The organism is Mesorhizobium sp. M0207, assembly GCF_040321995.1.
Lineage (GTDB): Bacteria > Pseudomonadota > Alphaproteobacteria > Rhizobiales > Rhizobiaceae > Mesorhizobium.
Window position 1 is genome coordinate 431420 of the sequence record NZ_JAMYSQ010000002.1, and the last position, 25164, is coordinate 456583.

General features: G+C 64.0%; 26 protein-coding genes and 1 pseudogene. 19 read left to right on the forward strand and 8 right to left on the reverse strand.

What is annotated here, in order from left to right; genetic code table 11:
- Positions 1-51: 51 nt before the first annotated feature.
- Positions 52-1068, forward strand: a complete 1017-nt coding sequence (locus NKJ15_RS05880) for a zinc-binding alcohol dehydrogenase family protein (protein WP_352814552.1) — start codon at positions 52-54, stop codon at positions 1066-1068.
- A gap of 18 nt (positions 1069-1086) precedes the next feature.
- On the opposite strand, the gene phnF is transcribed toward NKJ15_RS05880, so the two are convergent.
- Positions 1087-1830, reverse strand: a complete 744-nt coding sequence (gene phnF, locus NKJ15_RS05885; protein ID WP_352814554.1) for a phosphonate metabolism transcriptional regulator PhnF — start codon at positions 1828-1830, stop codon at positions 1087-1089.
- A gap of 134 nt (positions 1831-1964) precedes the next feature.
- Between phnF and phnG the strand changes: the two genes are divergently transcribed.
- The 11 genes from phnG (at position 1965) to phnE (NKJ15_RS05940) (ending at position 12033) form a co-directional block, all read left to right on the forward strand.
- A complete protein-coding gene (gene phnG / locus NKJ15_RS05890) occupies positions 1965-2426 on the forward strand; it encodes a phosphonate C-P lyase system protein PhnG (protein ID WP_352539446.1) in 462 nt (153 codons plus the stop codon).
- A complete protein-coding gene (gene phnH / locus NKJ15_RS05895) occupies positions 2426-3037 on the forward strand; it encodes a phosphonate C-P lyase system protein PhnH (RefSeq protein ID WP_352502612.1) in 612 nt (203 codons plus the stop codon). The genes phnG and phnH overlap by 1 nt, the downstream gene beginning before the upstream one ends.
- 1 nt (position 3038) lies before the next feature.
- Positions 3039-4151, forward strand: a complete 1113-nt coding sequence (locus NKJ15_RS05900; protein WP_352814556.1) for a carbon-phosphorus lyase complex subunit — start codon at positions 3039-3041, stop codon at positions 4149-4151.
- The gene (locus tag NKJ15_RS05905) at positions 4148-5119 is read left to right on the forward strand and encodes an alpha-D-ribose 1-methylphosphonate 5-phosphate C-P-lyase PhnJ (protein WP_352685859.1); all 972 of its coding nucleotides are present in this window, start codon (positions 4148-4150) and stop codon (positions 5117-5119) included. The genes NKJ15_RS05900 and NKJ15_RS05905 overlap by 4 nt, the downstream gene beginning before the upstream one ends.
- Complete coding sequence (gene phnK, locus NKJ15_RS05910) at positions 5116-5892, forward strand: phosphonate C-P lyase system protein PhnK (protein WP_352814558.1); 777 nt, start codon at positions 5116-5118, stop codon at positions 5890-5892. Before NKJ15_RS05905 ends, phnK begins: the two co-directional genes overlap by 4 nt.
- Positions 5893-6061: 169 nt before the next feature.
- Positions 6062-6769: a phosphonate C-P lyase system protein PhnL gene (gene phnL, locus NKJ15_RS05915; protein ID WP_352685856.1), complete on the forward strand. Its 708-nt coding sequence runs from the start codon at positions 6062-6064 to the stop codon at positions 6767-6769.
- Positions 6766-7383 carry a DapH/DapD/GlmU-related protein gene (locus NKJ15_RS05920; protein WP_352814560.1) on the forward strand — a complete coding sequence of 206 codons (618 nt, stop codon included), beginning with the start codon at positions 6766-6768 and terminating at the stop codon, positions 7381-7383. The genes phnL and NKJ15_RS05920 overlap by 4 nt, the downstream gene beginning before the upstream one ends.
- Before the next feature lie 233 nt (positions 7384-7616).
- A complete protein-coding gene (gene phnC, locus NKJ15_RS05925) occupies positions 7617-8483 on the forward strand; it encodes a phosphonate ABC transporter ATP-binding protein (protein WP_352814562.1) in 867 nt (288 codons plus the stop codon).
- A 90-nt stretch (positions 8484-8573) separates the two neighbouring features.
- Positions 8574-9482 (forward strand): phosphonate ABC transporter substrate-binding protein, encoded by a 909-nt coding sequence (phnD, locus tag NKJ15_RS05930; protein ID WP_352474085.1) that lies wholly within the window; start codon positions 8574-8576, stop codon positions 9480-9482.
- A gap of 159 nt (positions 9483-9641) precedes the next feature.
- Entirely contained in the window at positions 9642-10598 is a 957-nt protein-coding gene (gene phnE / locus NKJ15_RS05935) for a phosphonate ABC transporter, permease protein PhnE (protein WP_352685854.1), read from the forward strand.
- A gap of 67 nt (positions 10599-10665) precedes the next feature.
- The gene (gene phnE / locus NKJ15_RS05940; RefSeq protein ID WP_352502606.1) at positions 10666-12033 is read left to right on the forward strand and encodes a phosphonate ABC transporter, permease protein PhnE; all 1368 of its coding nucleotides are present in this window, start codon (positions 10666-10668) and stop codon (positions 12031-12033) included.
- 25 nt (positions 12034-12058) lie between these two features.
- Here phnE (NKJ15_RS05940) and NKJ15_RS05945 read toward each other — a convergent pair whose 3' ends face one another.
- From NKJ15_RS05945 to NKJ15_RS05955, 3 genes are all read right to left on the reverse strand, one after another.
- Positions 12059-12910: a sugar phosphate isomerase/epimerase family protein gene (locus NKJ15_RS05945; protein WP_352814565.1), complete on the reverse strand. Its 852-nt coding sequence runs from the start codon at positions 12908-12910 to the stop codon at positions 12059-12061.
- Between the two features lie 227 nt (positions 12911-13137).
- On the reverse strand, positions 13138-14325 hold the full coding sequence (locus NKJ15_RS05950) for a Gfo/Idh/MocA family protein (protein ID WP_352814567.1): 1188 nt from the start codon (positions 14323-14325) through the stop codon (positions 13138-13140).
- Positions 14326-14480: 155 nt separating this feature from the next.
- Positions 14481-15536, reverse strand: a complete 1056-nt coding sequence (locus tag NKJ15_RS05955) for a sugar phosphate isomerase/epimerase family protein (protein WP_352814569.1) — start codon at positions 15534-15536, stop codon at positions 14481-14483.
- 392 nt (positions 15537-15928) lie between these two features.
- Between NKJ15_RS05955 and NKJ15_RS05960 the strand changes: the two genes are divergently transcribed.
- Genes NKJ15_RS05960 through NKJ15_RS05980 form a run of 5 tightly spaced genes read left to right on the forward strand, consistent with a single transcriptional unit; the run spans position 15929 to position 20167 of the window.
- Positions 15929-16816 (forward strand): sugar phosphate isomerase/epimerase family protein, encoded by an 888-nt coding sequence (locus NKJ15_RS05960; RefSeq protein ID WP_352448392.1) that lies wholly within the window; start codon positions 15929-15931, stop codon positions 16814-16816.
- A 55-nt stretch (positions 16817-16871) separates the two neighbouring features.
- On the forward strand, positions 16872-18041 hold the full coding sequence (locus tag NKJ15_RS05965; RefSeq protein ID WP_352474076.1) for a mandelate racemase/muconate lactonizing enzyme family protein: 1170 nt from the start codon (positions 16872-16874) through the stop codon (positions 18039-18041).
- Position 18042: 1 nt separating this feature from the next.
- Positions 18043-18759: a FadR/GntR family transcriptional regulator gene (locus NKJ15_RS05970; RefSeq protein ID WP_352814571.1), complete on the forward strand. Its 717-nt coding sequence runs from the start codon at positions 18043-18045 to the stop codon at positions 18757-18759.
- 1 nt (position 18760) lies between these two features.
- Positions 18761-19741 carry a hydroxyacid dehydrogenase gene (locus NKJ15_RS05975; RefSeq protein WP_352814573.1) on the forward strand — a complete coding sequence of 327 codons (981 nt, stop codon included), beginning with the start codon at positions 18761-18763 and terminating at the stop codon, positions 19739-19741.
- A gap of 42 nt (positions 19742-19783) precedes the next feature.
- Positions 19784-20167 carry a hypothetical protein gene (locus NKJ15_RS05980; protein WP_352474072.1) on the forward strand — a complete coding sequence of 128 codons (384 nt, stop codon included), beginning with the start codon at positions 19784-19786 and terminating at the stop codon, positions 20165-20167.
- Positions 20168-20181: 14 nt separating this feature from the next.
- Here the strand turns inward: NKJ15_RS05980 and NKJ15_RS05985 are convergent, their stop codons facing one another.
- Positions 20182-21477, reverse strand: coding sequence for an amidase (locus NKJ15_RS05985; RefSeq protein WP_352814575.1), 1296 nt, complete (start codon positions 21475-21477; stop codon positions 20182-20184).
- 120 nt (positions 21478-21597) lie between these two features.
- On the opposite strand from NKJ15_RS05985, the gene NKJ15_RS05990 reads away from it, so the two are divergent.
- The gene (locus tag NKJ15_RS05990; RefSeq protein ID WP_023675184.1) at positions 21598-21945 is read left to right on the forward strand and encodes a GFA family protein; all 348 of its coding nucleotides are present in this window, start codon (positions 21598-21600) and stop codon (positions 21943-21945) included.
- Here NKJ15_RS05990 and NKJ15_RS05995 read toward each other — a convergent pair.
- Positions 21942-23165: an MFS transporter gene (locus NKJ15_RS05995; RefSeq protein ID WP_352814576.1), complete on the reverse strand. Its 1224-nt coding sequence runs from the start codon at positions 23163-23165 to the stop codon at positions 21942-21944. The two genes, NKJ15_RS05990 and NKJ15_RS05995, sit on opposite strands and share 4 nt — an antisense overlap.
- A gap of 91 nt (positions 23166-23256) precedes the next feature.
- Between NKJ15_RS05995 and NKJ15_RS06000 the strand changes: the two genes are divergently transcribed.
- The gene (locus NKJ15_RS06000; protein ID WP_352814578.1) at positions 23257-24237 is read left to right on the forward strand and encodes an AraC family transcriptional regulator; all 981 of its coding nucleotides are present in this window, start codon (positions 23257-23259) and stop codon (positions 24235-24237) included.
- Positions 24238-24249: 12 nt separating this feature from the next.
- Here the strand turns inward: NKJ15_RS06000 and NKJ15_RS06005 are convergent, their stop codons facing one another.
- Both NKJ15_RS06005 and NKJ15_RS06010 read right to left on the reverse strand, forming a co-directional pair.
- Positions 24250-24531, reverse strand: coding sequence for a hypothetical protein (locus NKJ15_RS06005; protein WP_352474067.1), 282 nt, complete (start codon positions 24529-24531; stop codon positions 24250-24252).
- Between the two features lie 246 nt (positions 24532-24777).
- Positions 24778-25053 (reverse strand): annotated as a pseudogene (locus tag NKJ15_RS06010) (TOBE domain-containing protein); the annotation flags it as partial.
- Positions 25054-25164 lie beyond the last annotated feature (111 nt).

Sequence of the window (25164 nt, forward strand, 5' to 3'; positions counted from 1 at the left end):
CGGCCTCGCCACAGCAGGGCCGGCAGTGCCATGAACCGACTGGATTGAAGCATGAAAGCCGTCGTCTGCCGCTCGCCCGGCGAACTTGTCCTCGAAGATCGTCCGGCGCCTGGCGCCCCCCCCGCCGGCTGGGCGCTGGTCGCCGTCAGCCATGTCGGCATCTGCGGCACCGACTATCACATCTTCGAAGGCAAGCACCCGTTCCTCGCCTATCCCCGCATCATGGGCCACGAGGTTTCCGGCACCGTGATCGAGGTTGGCGTGGACGTCGATCTCGCCGTCGGCGAAGCGGTGATCGTCAATCCCTATCTCGCCTGCGGCAAATGCATCGCCTGCCGGCAAGGCAAGCCGAATTGCTGCGTCAGGATCGAGGTGCTCGGCGTCCACCGCGACGGCGCCATGTGCGAGCAGATCCTGGTGCCGGCGCAAAATCTTTATCCGGCAAACGGCCTGTCGCTGGCCGATGCCGCCGCCGTCGAATTCCTGGCGATCGGCGCCCATGCCGTGCGGCGCTCGCTGGCTGATCCACGTGCGCGCACGCTGGTCATCGGCGCAGGCCCGATCGGGCTCGGCACGGCGCTGTTCGCCCGCATCGCCGGGCTCGATGTGACGCTGCTCGACATGAGCGCTGAACGGCTTGGCTTTGCCGAAAGCGAACTCGGCTTCGCGACGCTCGACGGCTCGCGAGGCACCGCTGCCGACCTGGTGCGGGAAGCAACCGGCGGCGACGGCTTCGACGTGGTTTTCGATGCCACCGGCAACACCCGGTCGGTGCAGTCGGCCTTCGCCCATGTCGCGCACGGCGGGGCGCTGGTCCTGGTCAGCGTCGTCAAGGACGACATCGCCTTTTCCGATCCCGAATTCCACAAGCGCGAGATGATGCTGATCGGCAGCCGCAACGCCCTGCGTGCCGATTTCGACCATGTCGCCGCCTCGATCCGCAACGGCGCGCTGCCGCTGGCAAAGCTGGTCACCCACCGCACCACGCTTGGCGAGACGCCGCACGACCTCGCCCGCTGGGCGCATGAGAAGTCCGGCCTGATCAAGGCCGTCATTCAAGTCGGATGATGCCAGGGCTGCCGCATCTCAGAGCGCCGACAATTTGAGCTCGATCCGCTCGGCCGGGAAGCGCGACTCCGAAAACTGTATCGGCTGACCGTCGGGCGTGACGTTGACGGCGACCGTCACTAGCACGATGGCGCCGGGCTGCAGGTCGAGGTCAGCAAGGTCGGCGGCATGGGCATGGCGCGCCGACAGCACGGTCGATTGCCTGAGATAGTCGTCGATGCCGAAACGTGCCAGCGATGCGGTGATCGAACCGGTTTCCGCCATGGCGGCATCGATGCCGGCAAAGCGCCTGGCATCGAACCAGCCGGCCGCGCGGGATACCGGCATTCCATCGGCTTCGCCGCGCGTTTCCAGGCGTATCACATCGGCCCCCGTCGCAAGGCCTAAGCCCTCTGCGACACGACGGTTGGCCGGCTCGATCGATGACGCGAGCAAGGTGATATGCCGCTCGGACGCCTGTCCTTGCAATCCCTCGGAAAAGCGGGTGCGGGCGCCGATCGGATAAGACAGCAGCTTGCGCGACAGCACGAAGGTGCCGCGCCCCTGCTCCGCCCTGAGCACACCCTCCTGCATTAGCGCTGCGATAGCGCTACGCACCGTGTGGCGGTTGACGCCATAGCGTCCGGCCAACGCGATCTCCGGCGGCAGCGCGGCATTCTCGGGAAAATCGCCGGCGGCGATCGAATGCAGTATCTGGTCGGCGATCTGCCGCCACAGCGCGACACCGCTGCGCCGCTCGATGCGGTTGGCTTGTCCGATCATCTCCCGCCCCAATTCTTTGCGCCGATCTTTTGGCCGGTGTCACGTGCCCGTCATGGACACGCGCTAGATAACGAGTATAATTTGTATAGTTGTCTATATCAATAGACAAATTCACGCAAACGAGGAGTACGGCCATGCGAGGACGGGAAGCGCGAGAGCAGGCCGAGCGCAAGGCCGTGATGGCGACGCTGGCGCAATCGGCCGGCGAAGACATCGTCCGCCTGTGGGACGAAACCGGCCTGCCCTGCGAAGCGGAACTTCTGCGTGGCCCCGAAACCGGCCTGGTTACGGTACGCGGCCGCATCGGCGGCGGTGGTGCCCCTTTCAATGTCGGCGAGGCGACGGTCACCCGTGCCACGGTGCGGCTTGCGTCCGGCCATGTCGGCCACTGCTACGCACTTGGTCGCGACAAGCAGAAGGCAAGGCTGGCGGCGATCGCCGATGCGCTGTGGCAGGACCCGGCCCACCGCAATGAGGTCGAGATCAGGATCGTTGCGCCATTGCAGGCGGCACTGGCCAAGGCGCGTGAACAGCGCCGCGCCGAGACGGCGGCGACCAAGGTCGATTTCTTCACCATGGTGCGCGGAGAAGACTGATGGATATCGCCACTCAATCCATTGAAGGCGGCTTCGCCGATCCGGTATTCAATGCCCAGACCGTATTCCGTGCCGTTATGGACGCGATGGCGCGGCCAGGTAGTGTGCAGCCGCTGCCGGCCCTCGCCCACCCCCCGGTGCCGCTGTCGGCCACCGCCGGGGCCGTTGCGCTGGCGCTGTGCGATAACGACACGCCGCTCTGGCTCGACCACGCCTTGCAGGCTTCAGCGACGGTGAAATCCTGGCTTGGCTTTCATACCGGCGCGCCGCTGGCCAACACCCCGGCCGACGCGCATTTCGCGCTGATCGCCACGCCGGCCGAGATGATGGCGCTCGACGGGTTTTCGCAAGGCACCCAGGATTATCCCGATCGCTCCACGACGCTGATCCTCGAGGTCAGCGATCTTGTCTCCGGCGCTCCGCTGCTGCTCGAAGGCCCGGGCATCGAGAAGACGGCGACGATCGCGCCGGCGCAAATGCCGCGCCATTTCGTCGAGCAATGGAAGCAGAACAACCAGCGTTTTCCGCGTGGCGTCGACATCATCCTCGCCACGTCCGAAGCAATTGCCTGCCTGCCGCGCACGACGCGCATCAAGACGATGGAGGCATAGGATGTATGTCGCGGTAAAGGGTGGCGAAGCGGCCATTCGCAACGCCCACAAACTGCTCGCCGACCGCCGGCGCGGCGACCGCTCGGTGCCCGCACTTCGCCTCGACCAGATCGTCGAGCAGCTGGCGCTCGGCGTCGACCGGGTGATGAGCGAAGGTTCGCTCTACGACCGGGAATTGGCGGCACTCGCCATCGTCCAGGCGCGCGGCGACATGATCGAGGCGATCTTCCTGGTTCGCGCCTATCGCACGACGCTGCCGCGTTTCGGCTACACAAGGGCTATCGACACCGGCACGATGCTGGTCGAGCGACGGGTGTCGGCGACCTACAAGGACCTGCCCGGCGGCCAGCTGCTCGGCCCGACATTCGACTACACCCACCGCCTGCTCGATCCCGAGCTCGCCGCCGGCGGCGATGTCGCCGAACCGGAGCAGCGCGCAGGCGAGGCGGAAGCCATGCCGCGCGTCTCGGCCATCCTCGCCCGCGAAGGCCTGATCGAGCCCGACGGCGACATGCCTGGGGATCATACCCCCGGCGACATCACCCGCGAGCCGCTCGAATTCCCGATGGCGCGCGACATCCGCCTGCAGGCGCTGTCGCGCGGCGACGAGGGGTTTCTGCTGGCGCTTGGCTATTCCACCCAGCGCGGCTACGCGCGCAACCATCCCTTCGTCGGCGAGGTTCGCATCGGCGAGGTCGAACTGGAACTGGACGTGTCGGAACTGCCCTTTGCCGTGCCGCTCGGCAGCATCCGCGTCACCGAATGCCAGATGGTCAACCAGTTCAAGGGCTCGGCCAAGGCGCCGCCGCAATTCACCCGCGGCTATGGCCTCGTCTTCGGCCAGAGCGAGCGCAAGGCCATGGCCATGGCGCTATGCGACCGCGCGCTGCGCGCCTCGGAGTTGGGTGAGGATGTCATCGCCGCAGCGCAGGACGAGGAGTTCGTCATCTCGCATTCCGACAATGTCCAGGCGACCGGCTTCGTCGAGCATCTGAAGCTGCCGCATTATGTCGACTTCCAGGCCGAGCTCGACCTCGTGCGCCGCATGCGCGCCGAGCATGATGCCCGCGAAAATGCCGGCAAGGCCGAAGAAAAGAGGGAGGCAGCGGAATGAGTGCACAACCAGCGGACATCGCCACCTACAACTTCGCCTATCTTGACGAGCAGACCAAGCGGATGATCCGCCGCGCCATCCTCAAGGGCATTGCCATCCCCGGCTACCAGGTGCCGTTCGCCTCGCGCGAAATGCCGATGCCCTATGGCTGGGGCACCGGCGGCGTGCAGGTCACCGCTTCGATCATTGGCCCGGACGATGTGCTCAAGGTCATCGACCAGGGCGCCGACGACACCACCAATGCGGTTTCGATCCGCGCCTTCTTCAAGAAGGTCGCCAATGTCGCCGTCACCACCGAGACGGCCAAGGCGACCATCATCCAGACGCGCCACCGCATTCCCGAATATCCGCTGCGTGCCGGCCAGGTGCTGGTCTATCAGGTGCCCATCCCCGAACCGCTGCGCTTCCTCGAACCACGCGAGACGGAGACGCGCAAGATGCATGCGCTGGAGGAATACGGTCTGATGCATGTAAAACTCTACGAAGACATCGCCAGGCATGGCCGCATCGCCACCACCTACGCCTACCCGGTCAAGGTTGAGGGCCGCTATGTGATGGATCCCTCGCCGACGCCGAAATTCGACAATCCGAAGATGCACCGTTCGCCGGCTTTGCAATTGTTCGGCGCCGGCCGCGAAAAGCGCATCTACGCGCTGCCGCCCTTCACCGATGTGGTCAGCCTCGATTTCGAGGACCATCCGTTCGAGGTGCAGACCTTCGACCAGCCCTGCGCGCTGTGCGCGGCCGAGAACGTCTATCTCGACGAGGTCATCCTCGACGACCATGGCGGCCACATGTTCGTCTGCTCCGATACCGATCATTGCGAGAGGCGGCGCAACGCCCCTACCTCCCCCTTGTGGGGAGGTCGCGCCGAAGGCGCGGGTGGGGGTACTGCCACCGCCTCACCCCCCACCCCGGCGCTACGCGCCGACCCTCCCCACGAGGGGGAGGGTAAGGAGAAGCAATGACAGACGAACCGCTGCTGCGCGTTTCGGCGCTGTCCAAATTCTACGGCTCGCGCGTCGGCTGCGAGAACGTCACTTTTGACCTCTGGCCGGGCGAGGTGCTGGCGGTGGTCGGCGAATCCGGTTCCGGCAAGACGACTTTGCTCAACTGCCTGTCAACTCGACTGCTGCCCAGCTCCGGCACCGCCAGCTACCGGATGCGCGACGGCCAGTTTCGCGAACTTTACCGCATGAGCGAGGCCGAGCGCCGCTTCCTGATGCGCACCGATTGGGGTTTTGTCCATCAGAACCCGGCCGACGGGCTGCGCATGACGGTGTCGGCCGGCGCCAATGTCGGCGAGCGGCTGATGGCGGTCGGCGACCGCCACTATGGAAAAATCCGCGCCACCGCGGTCGACTGGTTGTCGCGTGTCGAGATCGACGAAGACCGCATCGACGACGAGCCGCGCGCCTTTTCCGGAGGCATGCGCCAGCGCCTGCAGATCGCCCGCAACCTCGTCACCGGGCCGCGGCTGGTGTTCATGGACGAGCCAACCGGCGGCCTCGACGTCTCGGTGCAGGCGCGCCTGCTCGATCTGTTGCGCGGCCTGGTCACCGATCTCGGCCTGGCGGCCATCGTCGTCACCCACGATCTCGCCGTAGCACGTCTGCTGTCGCAGCGCATAATGGTGATGAAGGACGGCCGCGTCGTCGAAAGCGGCCTCACCGACCGCGTCCTCGACGATCCGCGCGCGCCCTACACCCAGTTGCTTGTGTCCTCGATCCTGCAGGTGTGACCATGGGACGCATTTGCCTGGCACCTACCCCCACCCCGCTGCTTCGCAGCGACCCTCCCCACAAGGGGGAGGGTAAAACGCCGGCGCCCTACCTCCCCCTTGTGGGGAGGTCGGACCGAAGGTGGGGGTACTCCGGCCCGCAGACAAATGACGATTGGAGAACCCTCTGATGGCAACCCCGCTCGTTGTCTCCGATGTCGCGAAGAGCTTCACCATGCATCTGCGCGACGGCATCAAACTGCCGGTGGTCGCCGGTGTCTCGTTCGCGATCAGGGCCGGCGAATGCGCCGTGCTCGGCGGCCCGTCCGGCGCCGGCAAGAGCTCGATCCTGAAGATGCTCTACGGCAATTATGCCGCCGACGAAGGCCAGATCATCGTCCAGCACGAGGGCGGGCTGATCGATCTCGCAACCGCCAGCCCGCGCACCGTGCTTGCCGTGCGCCGGCTTACCATCGGCTATGTCAGCCAGTTCCTGCGCACCGTGCCGCGTGTCTCTGCGCTCGATGTCGTGGCCGAACCGCTGGTCGAGCGCGGCGAGGAGCGCGAGGTCGCGCACGGCAAGGCACGCGCCTTGCTGGCGCAGCTCAACCTGCCGGAGAAGCTCTGGGCGCTGCCGCCGGCGACGTTCTCCGGCGGTGAACAGCAGCGCGTCAACATCGCGCGCGGCTTCATCACCGAGCACCCGATCCTGCTGCTCGACGAGCCGACCGCTTCGCTCGACGCCAGGAACCGCGACGTGGTGATTTCCCTGATCGCCACCAAGAAGGCGGCGGGCGTCGCTTTGCTCGGCATCTTCCACGATCACGACGTGCGTGAGGCGGTGGCCGACCGTATCATCGACGTGACCGCCTTCGCCGCCGGAAAAATTGCCGCATGACGAGGAAACTGTTGGAGGCGCCGGTGATCCACGAGACGGCGGAAGTAGAGAACTCAACGCTTGGCCGCTGGACCGAGATCGCCGAGCGCTGCCGGGTTTCCGAAAGCACGCTCGGCGACTATTCCTACATGATGCAGGACTGCGGCGTCTGGTGCGCAACGATCGGCAAATTCGCCAACATCGCCGCAAGCGTGCGCATCAACGCTACCAACCATCCGACCTGGCGGCCGGCGCTGCACCATTTCACCTATCGCGCCTCGGATTATTGGGACGACGCCGAGCACGAGAGCGAATTCTTCGCCAAGCGCCGCGCCAAACGCGTCACCATCGGCCACGACACCTGGCTCGGCCACGGCTCGACTATCCTGCCCGGCGTCACCGTCGGCGACGGCGCTGCGGTCGGCGCCGGCGCGGTGGTGTCGAAGGACGTCGCGCCCTACACCATTGTCGCCGGCGTGCCGGCCAAGCCGATCCGCGAACGCTTCGACCGCCGCACCGCGGAACGCTACCAGGCGCTCGCCTGGTGGGACTGGGATCATGCAAGGCTGCGCGCCGCGCTCGACGATTTTCGGGAGCTGTCGGCGGAGGCGTTTCTGGAGAAATATGGCGGCTAAGGGATCGTGAATGGTGAATGGTGAGTAGTGAATGGCGGGACGAATAGGTTTCGAGGCTTAGGGAAGCCTCTCTTGCCACCATTCACCATTCGAGCTTCTCGTGCTGGATCGGCCGCGCCGCTCCAGGCTGTGGGCGGTAACAAAACTGACATCGTTCCGACACCGCAGGTTCATGCGGCTGCGCTAGCCAGGGTAAACAGACCTTCAATTGCGATTGGACTGGAGCCTGCACCATGTCAGCTACGCTCGAAATGTCAGCTACGCTCGAAATCCGCGGCGTCACCCGCCGGTTCGGCAAGAACACTGCCGTCAGCAATGTTCACATCGCGATTCCGCAAGGCCAGATGGTCGGCATCATCGGCCGTTCAGGCGCCGGCAAATCGACGCTGCTGCGCATGATCAACCGCCTCATCGATCCCAGCCAGGGATCCATCCTGTTCGACGGCGTCGAGGTCTCCGGGTTGCGCGGCTCGCCGCTCCGGCGATGGCAGCGCGACTGCGCCATGATCTTCCAGCAGTTCAATCTCGTGCCGCGCCTCGACGTGCTGACCAATGTGCTGCTCGGCCGGCTCAACCACCGCTCGACGCTGTCCAACCTATTTGGCATGTTCTCCCGCGGTGAATGCGCCGAGGCGGTTGCAGCCCTCGAGCGCCTCGACATCGCCCGCACCGCCCTACAGCCGGCCGGCACCCTTTCCGGCGGCCAGCAGCAGCGCGTTGCGATTGCGCGCGCCATGATGCAGCAGCCGAAGGTGTTGCTGGCGGATGAGCCGATTGCCTCGCTCGATCCGCTCAATGCCAAGGTGGTGATGGATTCGCTACAGGACATCAATTTGCGCGAGGGCATCACCGTCATCACAAATCTGCATACGCTGGATACGGCCCGCACCTACTGCAACCGCATCATCGGCATGGCTGCCGGCAAGGTCGTCTTCGACGGCCCGCCCGAAGCCCTCAACCGCGAGGCCGTGCGCATGGTCTACGGCGCCGACAGCAATGGCGGCGAAATCTCCGAGGCCATCACCTCCACCAGTGTCGCCATCAAACAGAAAATCGCTGCATCCGCCGGACCGCTCGAGCCCGCATTCCCGGGATATTGAGAACGGCCTGATCGCCCGCCCGCGTCAAAGGCACCTGTCAAAAAATTCTAACGCTACCGGCGCGAGGCCGGGACCAACAGGAGAGAGATAATGTTCAGGAAGATGGTTTTTGGCGCCGTTTCATTGCTCGCCATCGCGGCAAGCGCCGCTCACGCCCAGGATATCAAGGAATTCCGCATCGGCATCCTTGGCGGTGAAAACGAAGCGGACCGGCTGCGCAACTTTCAGTGCCTCGCCGATCACCTGAAGTCCGAATTCGGCTTCGAGAAGGTCTCGCTGTTCCCGGCCGCCGACTATGACGGCGTTATCCAGGGCCTGCTCGGCGGCACGCTCGATTTCGCAGAGCTTGGCGCGTCGGGCTATGCCAGCGTCTACCTCAAGGATCCGAACGCCGTGACCCCGATCCTCACCACCCAGCAGACCGACGGCGCGACCGGCTATTATTCGATCGGCCTTGCGCTGAAGTCGTCCGGCATCACCGACATCAAGTCGGCCAAGGGCAAGAAGCTCGGCTATGCCGACCCGGATTCGACCTCCGGCTACCTGATCCCGCTGACCCAGATCCCGAAGGACACCGGCGCTTCGAACGAAACCTTCTTCGCCTCGACCCAGTTCAATGGCGGCCACGAGAACAACCTTCTCGCGGTTCGCGACGGCAAGGTCGATGTTGCGGTTGACGACTCCTCGGGCATCGGCGACTTCAAGAACGGCTACACCTCCGGCACCTTCCACAAGGAAGTCGCCAAGGGCGCCGTGGACCCCAACGATTTCGTTGAAGTCTGGCGCTCCGGCTTGATCCCGAACGGCCCGCTGGTCGTGCGCACCGCACTCGGCGGCGACATGAGCGCCAAGCTCGCCAACTTCTTCACCGGCCTGCCGGCCAAGGACAAGCCTTGCTTCGAGGCCATCGAAGGCGGCGATTTCACTGGCTATGTTCCGGTGAAGCCGGACTTCTACAGCGTCATCGTCGAAGCCCGCAAAGCCGCGATCGGCGGCTGACGACAATTGCGAAAAGGACGGCGTCCATTAGAGCGACGTGCGTCCACTTGGACGCACAAAGTACGCTCTAACACTTAGATGCCGCATCGTGCTTTCCGAAAGTCGACTTTCGGGCCGATGCGGTCGCCGCCCTTTTTGTGTGTCCGCTCGTGACCCCGTATGACCTTCGCCGCTACAATTCGTTCAGACGCGGTCCGGCAGGCAGCAGACGCCTGGCGACGCCAGACGTCCTTGCGCCGGTTCTACACGGCGCTCGGCATCGGCTCACTGCTTGTCGCCATGTGCACAGCCATGTGGTTCGCCGACGAGGCCAATGCCGGACATTTCTTCGATCGGCTGCCGCACATACTGGATTTCCTTAGTTGGCTTGTTCCCAAGGACTGGAACGACGTCTGGCGGGCGCTGTTCGACATCACATCGCCGCACGACAAGGGCAGCCAAGAGTTCAACTTCCCGCTTGGCCGCGTCTATCTCTGGGGCGGCTTTTATCTACCCGAATATTTCGAGCTGATGCTCACCACGCTTAACGTGGCGCTGGTTTCCACTTTCATCGGCTTTGTCTTTGCGGTGCCCTTTTCCTTCATCGCCGCGCGCAACTTGACGCCGAGTCCGGTGCTCAGGCTCGTCGTCAAGCGCTTCATGGAACTGCTTCGCGCCTTCCCCGAGATCGTCATTGCCGGCCTGTTCGCAGCCATCCTCTCGACCGGCCCGGTCGCAGCCGTTATCGCCATCGGCCTGCATTCCATCGGCGCCCTCGGCAAGCTCTTCTACGAGATCAACGAAAACATCGACATGCGCGCCGAAGAAGGCCTGCGCGCGGTCGGCGCCAACTGGTTCGAGCGCGTGCGCTTTGCCGGCCTGCCGCAAGTGCTGCCCAATTTCATGTCCTACACGCTGCTCAGGATCGAGATCAATGTGCGTATCTCGACCATTATCGGCGCGGTCGGCGGTGGCGGCATCGGCGAGGAACTGAAGCTCTCCATCTCGCGCGGCTTCGGCGCCAAGACGCTGGCATTGGTGCTGCTGCTGTTCACGACGATCTTCCTCGTCGACCAGTTTTCCGCCTGGCTACGCCGCAAGCTCGTCGGCGAGCAGGCATTCATGATGGGTGCCTGACCATGATCCCAAAAAGTGGATTCCGGTTTTTGGAAAAGATCATGGCAAATCAACAAGAAGACGGCCCATGGCCGCAATGACCGCCGATGAGATGCGGTCGATCGAGGAGCGCTTTCCCCAAGTGTTCCGGCGGCCCTTGTACAAACGCTTCGGCCCGCTGGTCCTGTTCACAGGCATCCTGCTCTATCTCCTCTACGCCTTGTGGTTCTTCAGCCTGCCGCAAGTGCTGAGGGAATCGCACTGGGAGCGCCTGCCGCTCTTCCTGACGCAATGGATCAGCTACGATCTGCAGCCGGAATTCCGTCTCGACCAGCCTCAGATCACACCCAGATACCCGCGTTTTTCGGCGCTCGGCGAAGACCCGCATCCCGATTGGGTCATCACCAACGCCAACGGTTCCTACACCATCCTGATCGACGGCCGGGCCAAATCGGTCATCTTCGACAAGACCGAGGCGACGCTGGTCGCCAATGGCCAGACGGTGCCGGTGTCCTTGGCCAGCGGCAAACCGGTAATATCCGGCCCGGTGCCGGAGTGGATCACCGCGCATGACGATGAGATCGTCGCCAGGATGGGCTTTGCCGGCGAGGTCCGTATAACCGTCGATCGCGTCAAGGTCCGCAAGCGCTTCCTCGGCTGGGCGAATTTCGTCTTCGACACGCGCTCGCCCTTCTTCGGCAAGTCGCCTGGCGAGGTGGTCTCGTTGCTGGTGTCCGGACCCCAGCTCAAGCCGGGCACATCAAACATTGCGCTGGCCGCCGATAATATCTGGAACAACGCCCAATGGCAGCATGGCGACGTCTGGACGAAGCTGTTCCAGACCATTGTCATGGCGTTTCTCGGCACCTTGCTCGGCGGCATCGTTGCCTTCCCGCTCGCCTTCTTCGCCGCCCGCAACATCACCCCGAGCGGCCTGCTTAGCCAAGTGCTAAAGCGGTTCTTCGATTTCATGCGTTCGGTCGACATGCTGATCTGGGCGCTGTTCTTCACCCGCGCCTTCGGCCCGGGGCCGCTTGCCGGCAGCGCCGCGATTTTCTTCACCGAGATCGGCACGCTCGGCAAAGTCTATTCGGAAGGCCTCGAGAACATCGACGACAAGCCACGCGAGGGCATCCAGTCGACCGGCGCCAACGGCTTGCTGGTGCAGCGCTATGGCGTGCTGCCGGAAGTGATCCCGGTCTTCATCAGCCAGACACTCTATCAGTGGGAATCCAACACCAGGGGCGCGACGATCATCGGCGCCGTCGGTGCCGGTGGCATCGGCCTGAAGCTCTGGGAGGCCATGCGCACCAATTCCAACTGGGCCAATGTCTTCTACATGGTGCTCTTGGTCCTGCTCGTCGTTTTCATCTTCGACAACATTTCCAATTTCCTGCGCCGCCGCTTGAGCAGGACGATCCACGACTACAACCGGATCCAGGCCGGCCAGGGCTGACGGGGGGAGTTGCGCAGGCGTGCGGTTAGGGCGCCTTCCTCCATCCATTCCTGATATGCCTGTAGCCGTCGCGGTAAACAGCTTCCGGGCCTTCGGAAAAGTCGCGCCACACCTTGGTGGCCGCGGCCAGATCCTTCAGCGAACGCCCGAACGCCTCGATCGTCAGCCAATCGTCGTAGCCGCTCTTGCGAATGGCGGAGAAAGTCTCCTTCCAGGGGACGTGGCCGCGGCCCGGCACGCCGCGATCGTTCTCCGAAATATGGATATGGACGATGTTCTTGCGGTTGCGCGTATAGGCCCCGATCGGGTCAGCCTCTTCGATGTTGGCATGGAACGTGTCGTACATCGCCTTGATGTGCGGCCGGTCGATCGTGTCGATATGCGCCGACAAATCGTCCATCGTGTTGAGCAGATAGCATTCGAAGCGGTTGAGCGCCTCCAGCCCGATGGTGACACCCTTGTTGCCGGCATGGTCACCGATGACGCGCTGCGAAGCGACCGAACGTTTTTTCTCGGCCGCCGTCGGCCCGCTGCCGGAGAAGACCCCGAGTGTCGAATGGAGCGGGCCGCTCAACGTGTTCGCGCCAAGCGCCTGAGCGCAGTCGATCACCGATTTCATGTAGTCGATACCGGCCTTGCGCGTCGAGGCATCCGGCGAGATCAAATTCATCGCCGGATCGCCCATCGCCGAGACGGCGGTGCGTTGCAGCCCGATACGGTCGAGCAGCTCGCCGAGTTTCCTGTAGTTGTCCGGCGTGCCGGAGAAGACCGGTATCTCGACGCCGTCGAAGCCGGTCGCCTTGATGTCCCTCAACAACGGCTCGTGTTTTTTCGAGACACTGGTCGTCCACAACAACATGCACATGCCGATTTTCATCGACGCCCCTCCCCTTTTTACGGCCGGGCTTGCTCCTCCGGCGACTTCGCCACAAGCCCCCTCATCCGGCCGCTTCGTGGCCACCTTCTCCCCGCCGGGGAAAAGAGGTGAACGCCAGCGCCAACGATCTCCTCTCCCCACGAGGAAAGGTCGGATTGCCCCGAATTGCCTTGCAATTCGGCTGGCAATCCGGGTGACGGGGACTTCCCATTAACCGGGCGCAGCGATTAAAGCTTCGTCCACGCCCCGTTCTTCTTCGACGACTTCACGCAGGCCTCGATGAAGGCCATGCCCTCGACGCCGTCCTGCACGGTCGGGAAGACGACATCCTTGGCCGGCTTCCCGCCCTTCCGGCGCGCTGCACGAATAGCCCGCGCGGCTTCCTGATAGATGTTGGCGAAACCTTCGAGATAGCCTTCCGGATGCCCTGGCGGAACGCGGCTGACGCGCCCGGCGACGGGGAGCGCGCCGGCGCCATTACGGGTAATCAACTGCTTCGGCTGGCCGAACGGCGTGTACCAGAGATAGTTCGGGTCGGCCTGCACCCATTCGAGGCCGCCCTTCGAGCCGTAGATGCGCAATTTCAACCCGTTCTCGTGGCCGGGCGCCACCTGGCTTGCCCAGATCATTCCCTTCGCCGGGTGCGACCCGCCGACCGGCTTGAAGCGCAGCAGCACATTGATGTTGTCGTCGAGCAGCCTCCCCGGCACGAAGGCATCGAGATCGGCCGACAACGAATCGAGCTCCAGCCCGGAGACGAAACGGGCAAGGTTGTAGGCATGCGTGCCGATATCGCCCAGCGCACCGCCGGCACCCGCCTGCTTCGGGTCAGAGCGCCACGCAGCCTGCTTCTGGCCGGTGGCGGCCAGGTCTTCGGTCAGCCAGTCCTGCGGATATTCCGACTGCACGATACGGATATCGCCGAGCTGTCCCTTGGCCACCATCTCGCGTGCCTGCCGCACCATCGGATAGGCGGTGTAGTTATGCGTCAGCACGAACACCTTGCCGGTCTTCTCGACCAGCGCGGCCAACCTCTTCGCCTCGGCCAGCGACGTCGCCAGCGGCTTGTCGCAGATGACATGGATGCCGGCCTCGAGAAAAGCCTTGGCTGCCGGCACGTGCACATTGTTCGGCGTGACGATGGCCACCGCCTCGATGCCATCCGGCCGCTTGGCCTCCGCCTTGGCCATCTCGGCATAGGAGCCGTAGCTGCGTGCCGGATCGAGCCCAAGCTCGGCCGCCGAGGCCTTGGCGCGCTCCGGATTCGACGAGAGGGCCCCGGCAACCAGCACGAACTCGTTATCAATGCGCGCCGCGATGCGGTGCACCGCGCCGATAAAGGCGCCTTGTCCGCCGCCAACCATGCCGTAGCGGATCGGACCGCCTCCCGTTTCCGTCTTCGATGCGCCAACCATGATTTTCTCCCTCGTCACTGAAATACCCCTCCGCTGAGGGGAAGGTGGCCCGCACGGCCGGGTGGGGTTGGTTCATGCCGAGCTCTACGCCCGGCGACCCCACCCCGATCCGCTGCGTGGATCGACCCTCCCTTCGAGGGGGAGGGATATCTGTGCTAGATCCCCATCATGCCGCGCAGCATCTTTTTATCGGTCGTGCCGCCGGCGAAGTCGTCGAATGCTTTTTCCGTCACCCTGATGATGTGGTGCTGGATGAAGGGAGCGCCTTCGGCCGCACCATCCTCCGGGTGCTTGAGGCAGCATTCCCATTCCAGCACCGCCCATGAATCGTAATTGTATTGGGTGAGCTTGGAGAAGATGCCGCTGAAATCCACCTGCCCGTCACCGAGCGAGCGGAAACGCCCGGCACGGTTGGTCCAGCTCTGGTAACCGGAATAGACACCTTGCCGCCCGGTCGGATTGAACTCGGCATCCTTGACGTGGAACGCCTTGATCCGCTCGTGGTAGATGTCGATGAATTCGAGATAGTCGAGCTGCTGCAGCAGGAAGTGCGACGGGTCGTAGTTGATGTTGCAGCGCTTATGGCCGCCGACCGCATCGAGGAACATCTCGAATGTCGCGCCGTCGAACACGTCCTCGCCTGGATGGATTTCGTAGCCGACATCGACGCCGTTCTCGTCATAAACGTCGAGGATCGGCTTCCAGCGCTTGCCGAGTTCGGCAAACGCTTCCTCGATCAATCCCGCCGGCCGCTGCGGCCAGGGGTAGAGGTATGGGAAGGCCAACGCGCCGCAAAACGACACCGACGCCTTGAGCCCGAGATTCTTCGACGCCTTGGCGGCGAACTTCATCTGTTCGACCGCCCATTGCTGCCTGGCTTTTGGATTGTTGTGCACCGCAGCCGGCGCGAAGCCGTCGAACTGGGCGTCATAGGCGGGATGCACCGCCACCAGTTGCCCCTGCAGATGCGTCGACAGTTCGGTGATCTCGATGCCGGCATCGGCGCAGATGCCCTTCACCTCGTCGCAATAGGCCTTGGAGGAGGCTGCCTTCTCGAGATCGAACAATCGGGCATCCCATGTCGGGATCTGCACGCCCTTGTAGCCCAGACCAGCCGCCCATTTGGTGATCGAGGCCAGCGAATTGAACGGCGCGGCGTCGCCCGCAAACTGCGCCAGGAACAGACCAGGCCCCTTCATCGTCGTCGGCATCGGCATCTCCCTATGTTTCACGACCAAGCATAGCGGCGATTGAAAACAGGGCCAGCGTCTTTGGTCTCTTTGCACAGCGCGCTCAGCGCTGCTATTCTGGTATTACCAAATGCCGAAATCTGGTCAAGCCATTTGACGCGCTGCCGCGGTCCTGCAACCATGCCGAGTTAGGCCACATGTCTAAGTATAATCAATAGCATAGACAGGAGCCAACGCTTGATGGCAGCACTTCTTGCCGTCTAGATGAAATTACTGTAGACCTCCCATCAGGCCCAATTGGTCGAACCAGTTTGCAAAAAATGCTGGGACGCCTTGGGGAAGAATCATGCGGCACGCTTCGGCAGAGTGCGCCGCAGGCGAACTGGTACAGGCGATTCTGGGAAGGATAGACCATGCATCTTTCGACGCACAATTGGATGCGGGCGGAGCCGCTGGAAACGACGCTCAAGCGCATCAAGAAATTCGGCTACGAGTCGATCGAGATTTCCGGCGAACCCGATCAGTACAAGCCCAAGGAGACGCGCGCACTGTTGAACGAGTACGGCATTCGCTGCTGGGGAGCGGTGACGCTGATGCTGGGCGAGCGCAATCTCGCCGCCAAGGACCAGGGCCAACGCGAGCGCTCGGTGCAGTATGTCAAGGACGTGCTGACCATGGTCAGCGAACTTGATGGCGAGATCATCACGCTGGTTCCGGCCACCGTCGGCAAGGTGGTGCCGGACGGCACCGAGGAAGAGGAGTGGAAATGGGTGGTCGACGCCACCCGGGAATGCTTCACCCACGCCAAGAAGGTCGGCGTCAAGATCGCGGTCGAGCCGCTCAACCGCTTCGAGACCTATCTGTTCAACCGCGGCGCCCAGGCACTGGCGCTGGCCGATGCGGTCAGCCCCGAATGCGGCGTCTGCCTCGACGCCTACCACATCCACATGGAAGAATTTAACGTCTACGACGCCATCCGGCAGGTCGGCAAGCGCCTGTACGACTTCCATGTCGCCGACAACAACCGCTTCGCCGCCGGCCTCGGGCAGATCGACTGGCCGAAGATCGTCGGCACGCTGAAGGAGATCGGCTATGACGGCGCGCTGACCAATGAATTCGTCGCCCCCGTCGACCGCACGCCGGCTGCCCCCTATCCCGACATGGTCGAACGCAACCCCGTCGACATCTCGCCGGAGCAGCTGAAATTCATTCAGGACCACGGCTCCAGCGTGCTCACGGAGAAATTCTACACCGACCAGATGCGCATCAACGCGGAAACGCTGCTGCCGCTGATCAAGTAGCCGAGCCGTTTGGAAAGAGCCCTTCCGCCTCACCGCGGCCGGGCCGAGGATGAACATGCGCATCAAGACGGTCCAAGCCTGGTGGGTCCGCATACCGATCGAAGCCGCGAAGCAGCACCGCAGCGACTTCGGTCAGGTGGCGACGTTCGACGCCGCCATCCTGCGCATCGAGACCGACGACGGGCTGGTCGGCTGGGGCGAGGGCAAGAATGCCGCCGGCAGCGCCGGCAGCTACGGCGCCCTTGTCCATTTGCTGAACTACGAGGTCGGCCCGCAGCTGGTCGGCCGCGACCCGGCTGACATCGGCGTCATATGGGAGATGCTCTATAATGGCACGCGCCACGATAGCGCCGCTCGCGCCGGCCACGCCATGCCGCAATTGGCGCGACGCGGCATGAGCATCGCGGCTATCAGCGCCGTCGACATCGCATTGTGGGACATTCTTGGCAAATCGCTCGGCGTTCCGGTCTGGCGGCTGCTCGGCGGCCGCAAGCTGGACCGCATGCCGGCCTATGCTTCCGGCGGCTGGGCCACTGCGGAAGCCATCGGCGACCAGCTGCAGTCCTACATCGCCAAGGGCGGTTTCAAGGCGCTGAAGATGCGCGTCGGCGCCATGGACGGCGCCCCACATATCTCGGCCGCTCGCGTCCGTGCCGCCAGACGGGCGCTCGGTCCCGATATCGACCTGATGGTCGACGCGCACGGCACCTACACGGTGGCCGAAGCCAAGCGCTTTATCCATCTCGCCGGCGACCTCGATCTCGCCTGGTTCGAGGAGCCGGTGATCGCCGACGACAAGCCCGGCATGGCCGAGGTGCGCGCCTGCGGTTCGATCCCGATCGCCACCGGCGAAAGCGAGGCGACGCGCTATGCCTTCCGCGACCTCGCCGTGCTCAAATCCGCCGATATCTTCCAGCCGGATCCGGCCTTTTGCGGTGGCATCAGCGAGGCGATGAAGATCGGCACCATCGCCAGCGCCTTCAATCTGCGCTTTGCGCCGCATCTTTGGGCCGGCGCGCCCTGCTTCTTTGCCGGGCTGCATGTCTGCGCCGCTTCGCCGGCGAGCTTCACCGTCGAATATTCGCTCGGCGCCAACCCGATGATCCACGATCTGATCGAAGAGACTGTCGAAGCAAAGGACGGTATGGTAGCGATCCCTGATAGACCCGGGCTGGGATTCACCATTTCGGAGCGGTTCCTGGAGGCGCACGCGCAACACGGCTGACATGAAAGAAAAGAACCTTCTCGCGGAACTCGCCGCCTATCTGTTCTCCCATTCGGACAAGGAGACGGGCCGCACGCCGTCGGAGCGCGAACTGGCAGAGCATTTCAGCGTCAGCCGCGGCCAGATCCGCGAGGCGCTGGCCATTCTCGAGGCCATGCGCATCGTCGAGCGACGGGCGAAATCCGGCATCTACATCGATACGAAGCAGGCGAGCGTCGAGGCGATGGCGCTGTTCGCCCGCGCCGGCCTGCCGCTCGATCCCGTCCAGATCTACGAGACGGTCGAGTTGCGCAAGATCCACGAGATCAAGGCCGCCGAACTTGCCTGTTCACGCGCCACCGAGGAGAATTTCGAGCGGCTGCGCGAGATCCTGAAGGCCTCCGAGGATCGCATCGCCGCCGGTGAAGGGCTTGCCCGGGAAGACCGCGCGTTCCACCTCGAGATCGTGCGGGCGACCAAGAACAGCGTCTTCCACAATATCTGCAGCGTCTACTACATGATGGGTGAACTGCGCCTGCCGATCTATTTCAACGATCCCGAACGCAGCGTGCGCTCCCATGCCGAGCATATCCAGATCTACGAGGCGCTGCTGCGCCGCGACGGCAATCTCGCCCAGGCGCTGATGAGCGCCCACCTGCAAGGCGCGGAAAGCTACTGGAAGGGGCTGATCGAGGGGCGTGGGGCGGAACCGGAAAGCCCTGCGCTCGAAAAGGCCTGAAATGCCCAAGATCCTGTCAACACACAGACTGCACCCTCGTGCCGCTTCCATGCTGACCGGGGCCGGCGAACTCGTCGTTGCTTCCGCCCTCGATGCGGCCACGCTGGCCGCCGAGGCGAGGAACGCCGATGTCATCATCGTTCGCGCTCCCTTGCCTGCGGCGCTTTTCGAAGGCGCGAAGAAGCTCAGGGCCGCGATCCGCCACGGCGCCGGGCTGGACATGGTACCGATGGAAGCGGCCAATGCGGCCGGCGTGCTGGTGGCGAACGTGCCGGGGGTGAACGCGCGATCTGTCGCCGAATATGTGATGTTCGCGGCGCTGGCGCTGCTTAGGCGCTTCCGTGTGTTGGACCGCGACTTGCGTGCGAAGGGCTGGCTGGCGGGCCGCGAACACACGGTGGTGGCCAGCGAGCTAGCGGGCAAGACGATCGGCATTGTCGGCCTCGGCGCGATCGGTCAGGCGGTTGGCCACATCGCCGCCCATGGGTTCGATCTGAATGTGGTGGCGACGACGCGCAGCATGCGGCCGGCGCCGGACAGGGTCGGCTTCCTGTCGATCGATGCACTCATCGAACAGAGCGACATCATCGTTCTGTGCTGCCCGCTGACGCCCGAAACACGGGGGCTGATCAGCCGCGAGCGCATTGAGCGGATGAAGCCGGATGGGCTGCTGATCAATGTTTCGCGCGGGCCGGTGATCGATGACGACGCGCTGATCGAGGCCTTGCAGAAGGGCCGCATCGGCGGCGCTGCGCTCGATGTTTTTGCTACACAACCGCTACCGCCCAATCATCCTTATTTTGGCTTCGACAACGTCATCGTCACCCCGCACATGGCTGGGATTACCGAGCAGTCGATGATGCGCATGGGCGTCGGCGCGGCTGGCGAAGCCTTGCTGGTGCTGGCCAACAGATTGCCGGTCAATCTGCGCAACCCCGAAGTGGTCGAGCACTACCGGCGGCGGTTCCCTGCCGATTTCTGAAAGCGCCCCAATTTTCCCGAATTCGCCGGCGATGGTGCCGGCATGGCAAGCGTCACAAAATTCCTGCTGACCGCCGGCTTCTGCGTGGCGACGGCGCAAGCCTTCGCCAACGAACAGGGCAGCTACGTGTTCTGCGACAACGGCATACGCTGCCTGGCGGCACCCTGTCCATCGAACAGCGCACTCGACCTTGCTGCTGGGAAGCTCATCAAAGGCGTTTCAATCGACATCGATCGCCTGCCGCAACAAGACAAGGCGCTCGATCTTTCAGACAAGCTCTATGCCGGCAAGGTCGTTGTTGTCGGCTCGATCGAGAACCGTACCCGGACCTTCAACGGCAAGCGGTACACCCTGCCTTGGCTGGTCGCCACCAGCATCGAACGCGCCGCCAAGGACAGCGAACGCGGCCACTGCTCGTCGCGCTGACACGCGCTGTGCGATCAATTTGCAAGCAGCCCCTCCACGCCCGCTGCGATGCGCAGCAGGTGGTGGTCATGGCCATTGCGCGCCACCAGCATCAGCCCGGCCGGACGCGTCATTCCCGGCATCGGCAGCGAGATGGCTGATAGATCGAACTGGTTGGCGACCTGCGTGTTGCGCAGCAGAAGGCCTTCCGTCCTGTTGCACAGAGCCTCGTCGCTGGTCATCGACACGATCGTCGGCGCCGTCACCGGTGTGGTCGGCAGGGCCAGCACGTCGACCGACGCCAGCCGGTCATCCATCGCGGCGGCCAGCGCCGTGCGGCGGCGCATTGCCCTGATATAAACCGTGGCCGGAATGGCGGCGGCGCGCGACAATGGCCCGCTTACCCGCGGGTCGACCGGCCTCGTCGCTCCCGTCGCCAGCCAGTCGGCATGGATCTCCGCCCCTTCCATCGCCGCGATCGACGCGCGTTGGGTTGCCACGCGCAGATCGGCAAGCAGGTCGTCGATCGACAGCTCCACAAGCCGTGCGCCGCTAAGCTCTATCTTGCGCAGACACCGGTCGAACGTCGTCGCGACCTCTTCCTGCGTATCATCGAACAGCACGCCGCGCGCAATACCGATGCGCAGGCCGTCCAGCGGCAGCGGCAACAGTGCCGCCAGGTTTTCGCCCGACATCACTGCATCGGCCGCCGCACATTCGGCGACGGTGCGGGCCAGCGGACCGATCGAGTCCAGCGTGGCTGACAGCGGAAACGCACCCGCAAGCGGCACGCGCCGCGCAGTCGGCTTGAAACCGACGACGCCATTCAGCGATGCCGGAATGCGCACCGAACCACCGGTATCGGAACCGATGGAGATTTCGCTGGTGCCTTCGCCCACCGAAACGCCGGCGCCTGAGGAGGAGCCGCCCGGAATATGGCTGGCATCGCTAGCATTGCCGGGCGTGCCATAATGTGGATTGACGCCGATCGCAGTAAAGGCGAACTCGGTCATGTTGGTCTTGCCGAGGATGATTGCACCGGCCTGGCGCAACTTTTGCACGACAATGGCATCCCGCAGCGCCGGCGCTGCGTTGGCGAGCAGCAGAGAGCCCGCCGTGGTCGGCTCGCCGGCGACATCGAACAGATCCTTGATCGAGACGATCGCCCCATCGAGCGGCCCGAGCGTGACGCCGGCTTTTCGCCGCGCATCGGTGGCGTCCGCCGCCGCCCGGGCGGCTTCCGGGTAGAGCTTTACGAAAACCCTCTCATCGTCGACGCGAGCGGCAAGAGACGAAAGAATTGCTTCGAGGTGATCGCGGGCTGATTGCATTTTTCGGTGTCGGACTCCGCGCGCTTGCAACGTCTTAAGGTAGCAGCCAGAAACCGGCCGCAGGAGACATAGCCCGGCACGGTCGCATTTGCACCTGTCGAACCGAAGGAGGAAGGCGCGATGCTCTACCAAGGCAGCTGCCACTGCGGCAAGGTCGCGTTCGAGGTCGAAGGCGAGCTGACCGGAGCCGTTCGGTGCAATTGCTCGATCTGCTCGCGCAAGGGTGCACTGCTATGGGCAGTTCCGCATGAGAGCATGCGGGTGCTTGCCTGGGGCGATGATCTCGGCCGCTACAGCTTCGGCAACCATGTCATCGCCCACCGCTTCTGCCGCAGCTGCGGCATTCACCCCTTCGCCGAGGATGTCGGCGAAGGGAGCGGGCGAAGTGCCTATATCAATATTAATTGCATCGAGGCGTTGGACGTCGCCGCCGTGCCGGTCTTCGACTTCGACGGCCGTTCCGTTTAGGCCTTGGGGTCGTCGATCGGCTTGGGGCCAAGGAAGAACGCCGCCAGTGCCGCAAGCAACGTCGCCGCCGCGCAATAGGCGAAGGCGGTGGCAACGCCGGTATTGTCGACAAGCAGGCCGCCGAAGACGGCGCCCAACGCAATGGCGACCTGGAACGTCATAACCATGAGCCCACCGGCGCTTTCCGCCTGATCGGGGGCGGCCCGCACCAGCCAGGTCTGCAGCCCGACTGGGACGGCGCCGAAGGCAAAGCCCCAGCTGGCCACTGCTATTGCAGCCACGACGGGTGAACCTCCGACCACCAGCAGCAGGAGCGCCGAAAACGCGATCAGCAGGGGCGCCAGGCTGACGGCTGCCTTGAGGCTGCGTTCGGCAATGAAGCCGCCGGCAAAATTGCCGAAGAAGCCACCAATGCCGTAGGCGAGCAGCACAAGCGAGATCGTCTCGATGTCCAGCGCGGGCACCTTCTCGAGAAACGGGCGGACATAGGTGAAGCCGGCAAAATGTCCCGAGGCGACCAGTAGTACCACCAGCAGTGCCACCCCGATCATCGGCCGCTTCATCACCTCCAGCAGCGTGCGAAAACCTGCCGTACCTGCAGGCGGCAGCTTCGGAATGGTAGCCACCTGCACCAGCAGCGCCAGCGCTCCGACCAGGGCGGCGATCATGAACGCCGTCCGCCAGCCCCAGATGTCGCCGACATAGGCGCCGACCGGAGCCGCGCAGACCGTCGCCACCGAAACGCCGGTGAGAATGATCGACATGGCGCGCGGCATCAGCCGCATCGGAACGAGCCGCATCGCCATGGCTGCCGACATCGACCAGAAGCCGCCAAGACTGATCCCGAGCATGATGCGGGCAATCAGAAGAACGGGAAGCGAGGACGCAAACGCGGCCACCAGGTTTGACAGCACAAGCAGCACCGTCAGCGCCCACATGACCAGCCTGCGGTCCAGCCGCTTGGTGACAATGGCCATGGTCGGCGCCGCAATCGCGCCAATGACGGCGGTGGCCGTTACCGCCTGCCCGGCGGCGCCTTCGGTGATGCCGAGATCCTGCGCAAGCGGCGTCAGCAGGCTGGCTGGCAGAAATTCCGCGGTCACCAGGCCGAAGACTCCGAGCGCCAGGGAGACCACTGCCCCCCATGCGGGCTCGGATCGTTCGCCGGTTTCCGATGGGTCGAGAACGGCGTCCATGACGCCTGTCGCGGGTTCGGTCATGAGGGATCTCCGATCTGGTTGCAGCGCAGCATCTGGCTGCAGTGCAACATAGGGAGTGACTGTCTGGAGTTTCCATGCTAGAAACACCATTATGCTTGACCGTTCGTCCAAAATCCCCGTCACCGGTGATCCGCTGACAGACATATTGCGCGGATTGCGCCTCGAAGGCGTCGATTACGGCCGTTGCGAGATGAAGGAGCCCTGGGGCATCCATTTTCCGGCTCAGGCGGCGGCACGGTTTCATTTCATCGGCCGCAAAGGCTGCTGGTTGCTCCAGCCGTCCGGCGAATGGGTCGAGTTGAAGGCGGGCGACGCGGTATTGTTGCCGCGCGGCTCAGCCCACACGCTGGCGAGCGAGCCGGGTACCGAGGCGGCGCCGATCCACGGCTATGAGGTCGAGGAAATCTGCAAGAATGTCTATTGCATGTCGAATGACGGCATGCCCGGCTGCCGTCCGGGGACCTTGCTGTTTTTCGGCAGCATGTATTTCAATCTCGATGGCTTGCACCCCTTGCTCGGCATGATGCCGGACGTGATGCGCGCACATGAGTTGGAGGCCTATGAGCCAGGTATCCCGCATTTGCTGGAAGCGATGGCCCGCGAGGTGACGATGGAGCGCGTCGGCTCCGGCGGCATCCTGGCGCGGCTGGCCGATGTGCTCGCCGCGACCGTCATCCGCTCATGGGTCGAGCGCGGCTGCGGCGACTCTTCCGGTTGGATTGCGGCGGTCAGGGACCGCGAGATCGGCCGGGTGCTGGCCGCGATCCATCTGGAACCGAACCGCGACTGGACGGTGGAAGCTCTGGCGAAGATGATGGGTGCCTCGCGATCAGGTTTCGCCGAGCGCTTCGCAACCATTGTCGGCGAAACACCGGCAAAGTACGTCACGCAGGTGCGGATGCACCAGGCGAGGCAATGGCTGGTCCGCGACCGGCTCAAGATTTCCGTCGTCGCGGCTCGTCTCGGCTACGAATCCGACGCCTCCTTCAGCCGCGCCTTCAAACGGGTCATCGGATCGCCGCCTAGCCATTTCCGGGCCGAGGAACAGGCTGATATCCGCCAGGCCGGCTAAACGTTGGCCGGGTTATTGCTCGGTGATGCAGGCCGAGCCGGCGCTGCTCTTGCAATATTTACCGGAAGCCCCGCACCTGCCATCCGAGACTTCCACGACGGTGCCGCTCAACAACAGCTTGCAGTCGCTGGTGGACAGATTGACCGTGCCGTTGAGATCCTTGATCTTCTTGGCGTCGACCTTCGCGCCGGCGACAACTTTCTTGGCTGCCTGCGCCTCGCCCAGATGCGCCGCCGACAATCCCATACCGGCGACGAGTAGGATCGTCGCAAAACCGCGAAATAGAGTTCCCATAGCCAACCCTCCGTTTTGGGCCTCCAAATTGGGCTTGCAAAGCCCGTTTGGGACCAAAGGATCAGCCTATTCGACAAATCGGAGCATCCGCATCCCCCGTATGGGGGATGACGGGAAGACTCGAGCATTTAGCAGCCAAGGGAATCACTCGACGTCGCACAAATGCGGCTAAAACACATGGTTTAGAGCGGTATGCACGGCTCGATTTGAACGCATCCGTTCTAGCTGCAGCAAAGAGGCTTGTACTTAGCCGGCGTGACGCAGGCTTATTCCGCTGCCCTTGTCGAACAGCACCACCTTGTCCGGGTTCCAGGCAAAGCGCACCGGCTGCTCTATCTGCACGTCGGTCCTGGCCGGCACGGTGGCGCGCAGCATGGTGTCGCCGACCCGCAGCGTCAGGATCTTTTCGACGCCATGGTTCTCGACATCGTGGACCCGCGCCTCGACCAGAGCGCCGGTCTCGAGATAGACGTCTTCAGGGCGAATTCCGAAGACGAGCGGGCGACCGTCGGTCGCCGCGCCCGTCTTTTGGGGGGGGGGGGGGGGGGGGGGGGGGGGGGGGGGGGGGGGGGGGGGGGGGGGGGGGGGGGGGGGGGGGGGGGGGGGGGGGGGGGGGGGGGGGGGGGGGGGGGG

Coding starts and splice junctions, on each gene's coding strand:
- NKJ15_RS05880 (WP_352814552.1), top strand. CDS start 52: ATGAAAGCCGTCGTCTGCCGCTCGCCCGGCGAACTTGTCCTCGAAGAT.
- phnF (WP_352814554.1), bottom strand. CDS start 1,830: ATGATCGGACAAGCCAACCGCATCGAGCGGCGCAGCGGTGTCGCGCTG.
- phnG (WP_352539446.1), top strand. CDS start 1,965: ATGCGAGGACGGGAAGCGCGAGAGCAGGCCGAGCGCAAGGCCGTGATG.
- phnH (WP_352502612.1), top strand. CDS start 2,426: ATGGATATCGCCACTCAATCCATTGAAGGCGGCTTCGCCGATCCGGTA.
- NKJ15_RS05900 (WP_352814556.1), top strand. CDS start 3,039: ATGTATGTCGCGGTAAAGGGTGGCGAAGCGGCCATTCGCAACGCCCAC.
- NKJ15_RS05905 (WP_352685859.1), top strand. CDS start 4,148: ATGAGTGCACAACCAGCGGACATCGCCACCTACAACTTCGCCTATCTT.
- phnK (WP_352814558.1), top strand. CDS start 5,116: ATGACAGACGAACCGCTGCTGCGCGTTTCGGCGCTGTCCAAATTCTAC.
- phnL (WP_352685856.1), top strand. CDS start 6,062: ATGGCAACCCCGCTCGTTGTCTCCGATGTCGCGAAGAGCTTCACCATG.
- NKJ15_RS05920 (WP_352814560.1), top strand. CDS start 6,766: ATGACGAGGAAACTGTTGGAGGCGCCGGTGATCCACGAGACGGCGGAA.
- phnC (WP_352814562.1), top strand. CDS start 7,617: ATGTCAGCTACGCTCGAAATGTCAGCTACGCTCGAAATCCGCGGCGTC.
- phnD (WP_352474085.1), top strand. CDS start 8,574: ATGTTCAGGAAGATGGTTTTTGGCGCCGTTTCATTGCTCGCCATCGCG.
- phnE (WP_352685854.1), top strand. CDS start 9,642: ATGACCTTCGCCGCTACAATTCGTTCAGACGCGGTCCGGCAGGCAGCA.
- phnE (WP_352502606.1), top strand. CDS start 10,666: ATGGCCGCAATGACCGCCGATGAGATGCGGTCGATCGAGGAGCGCTTT.
- NKJ15_RS05945 (WP_352814565.1), bottom strand. CDS start 12,910: ATGAAAATCGGCATGTGCATGTTGTTGTGGACGACCAGTGTCTCGAAA.
- NKJ15_RS05950 (WP_352814567.1), bottom strand. CDS start 14,325: ATGGTTGGCGCATCGAAGACGGAAACGGGAGGCGGTCCGATCCGCTAC.
- NKJ15_RS05955 (WP_352814569.1), bottom strand. CDS start 15,536: ATGCCGACGACGATGAAGGGGCCTGGTCTGTTCCTGGCGCAGTTTGCG.
- NKJ15_RS05960 (WP_352448392.1), top strand. CDS start 15,929: ATGCATCTTTCGACGCACAATTGGATGCGGGCGGAGCCGCTGGAAACG.
- NKJ15_RS05965 (WP_352474076.1), top strand. CDS start 16,872: ATGCGCATCAAGACGGTCCAAGCCTGGTGGGTCCGCATACCGATCGAA.
- NKJ15_RS05970 (WP_352814571.1), top strand. CDS start 18,043: ATGAAAGAAAAGAACCTTCTCGCGGAACTCGCCGCCTATCTGTTCTCC.
- NKJ15_RS05975 (WP_352814573.1), top strand. CDS start 18,761: ATGCCCAAGATCCTGTCAACACACAGACTGCACCCTCGTGCCGCTTCC.
- NKJ15_RS05980 (WP_352474072.1), top strand. CDS start 19,784: ATGGCAAGCGTCACAAAATTCCTGCTGACCGCCGGCTTCTGCGTGGCG.
- NKJ15_RS05985 (WP_352814575.1), bottom strand. CDS start 21,477: ATGCAATCAGCCCGCGATCACCTCGAAGCAATTCTTTCGTCTCTTGCC.
- NKJ15_RS05990 (WP_023675184.1), top strand. CDS start 21,598: ATGCTCTACCAAGGCAGCTGCCACTGCGGCAAGGTCGCGTTCGAGGTC.
- NKJ15_RS05995 (WP_352814576.1), bottom strand. CDS start 23,165: ATGACCGAACCCGCGACAGGCGTCATGGACGCCGTTCTCGACCCATCG.
- NKJ15_RS06000 (WP_352814578.1), top strand. CDS start 23,257: ATGCTTGACCGTTCGTCCAAAATCCCCGTCACCGGTGATCCGCTGACA.
- NKJ15_RS06005 (WP_352474067.1), bottom strand. CDS start 24,531: ATGGGAACTCTATTTCGCGGTTTTGCGACGATCCTACTCGTCGCCGGT.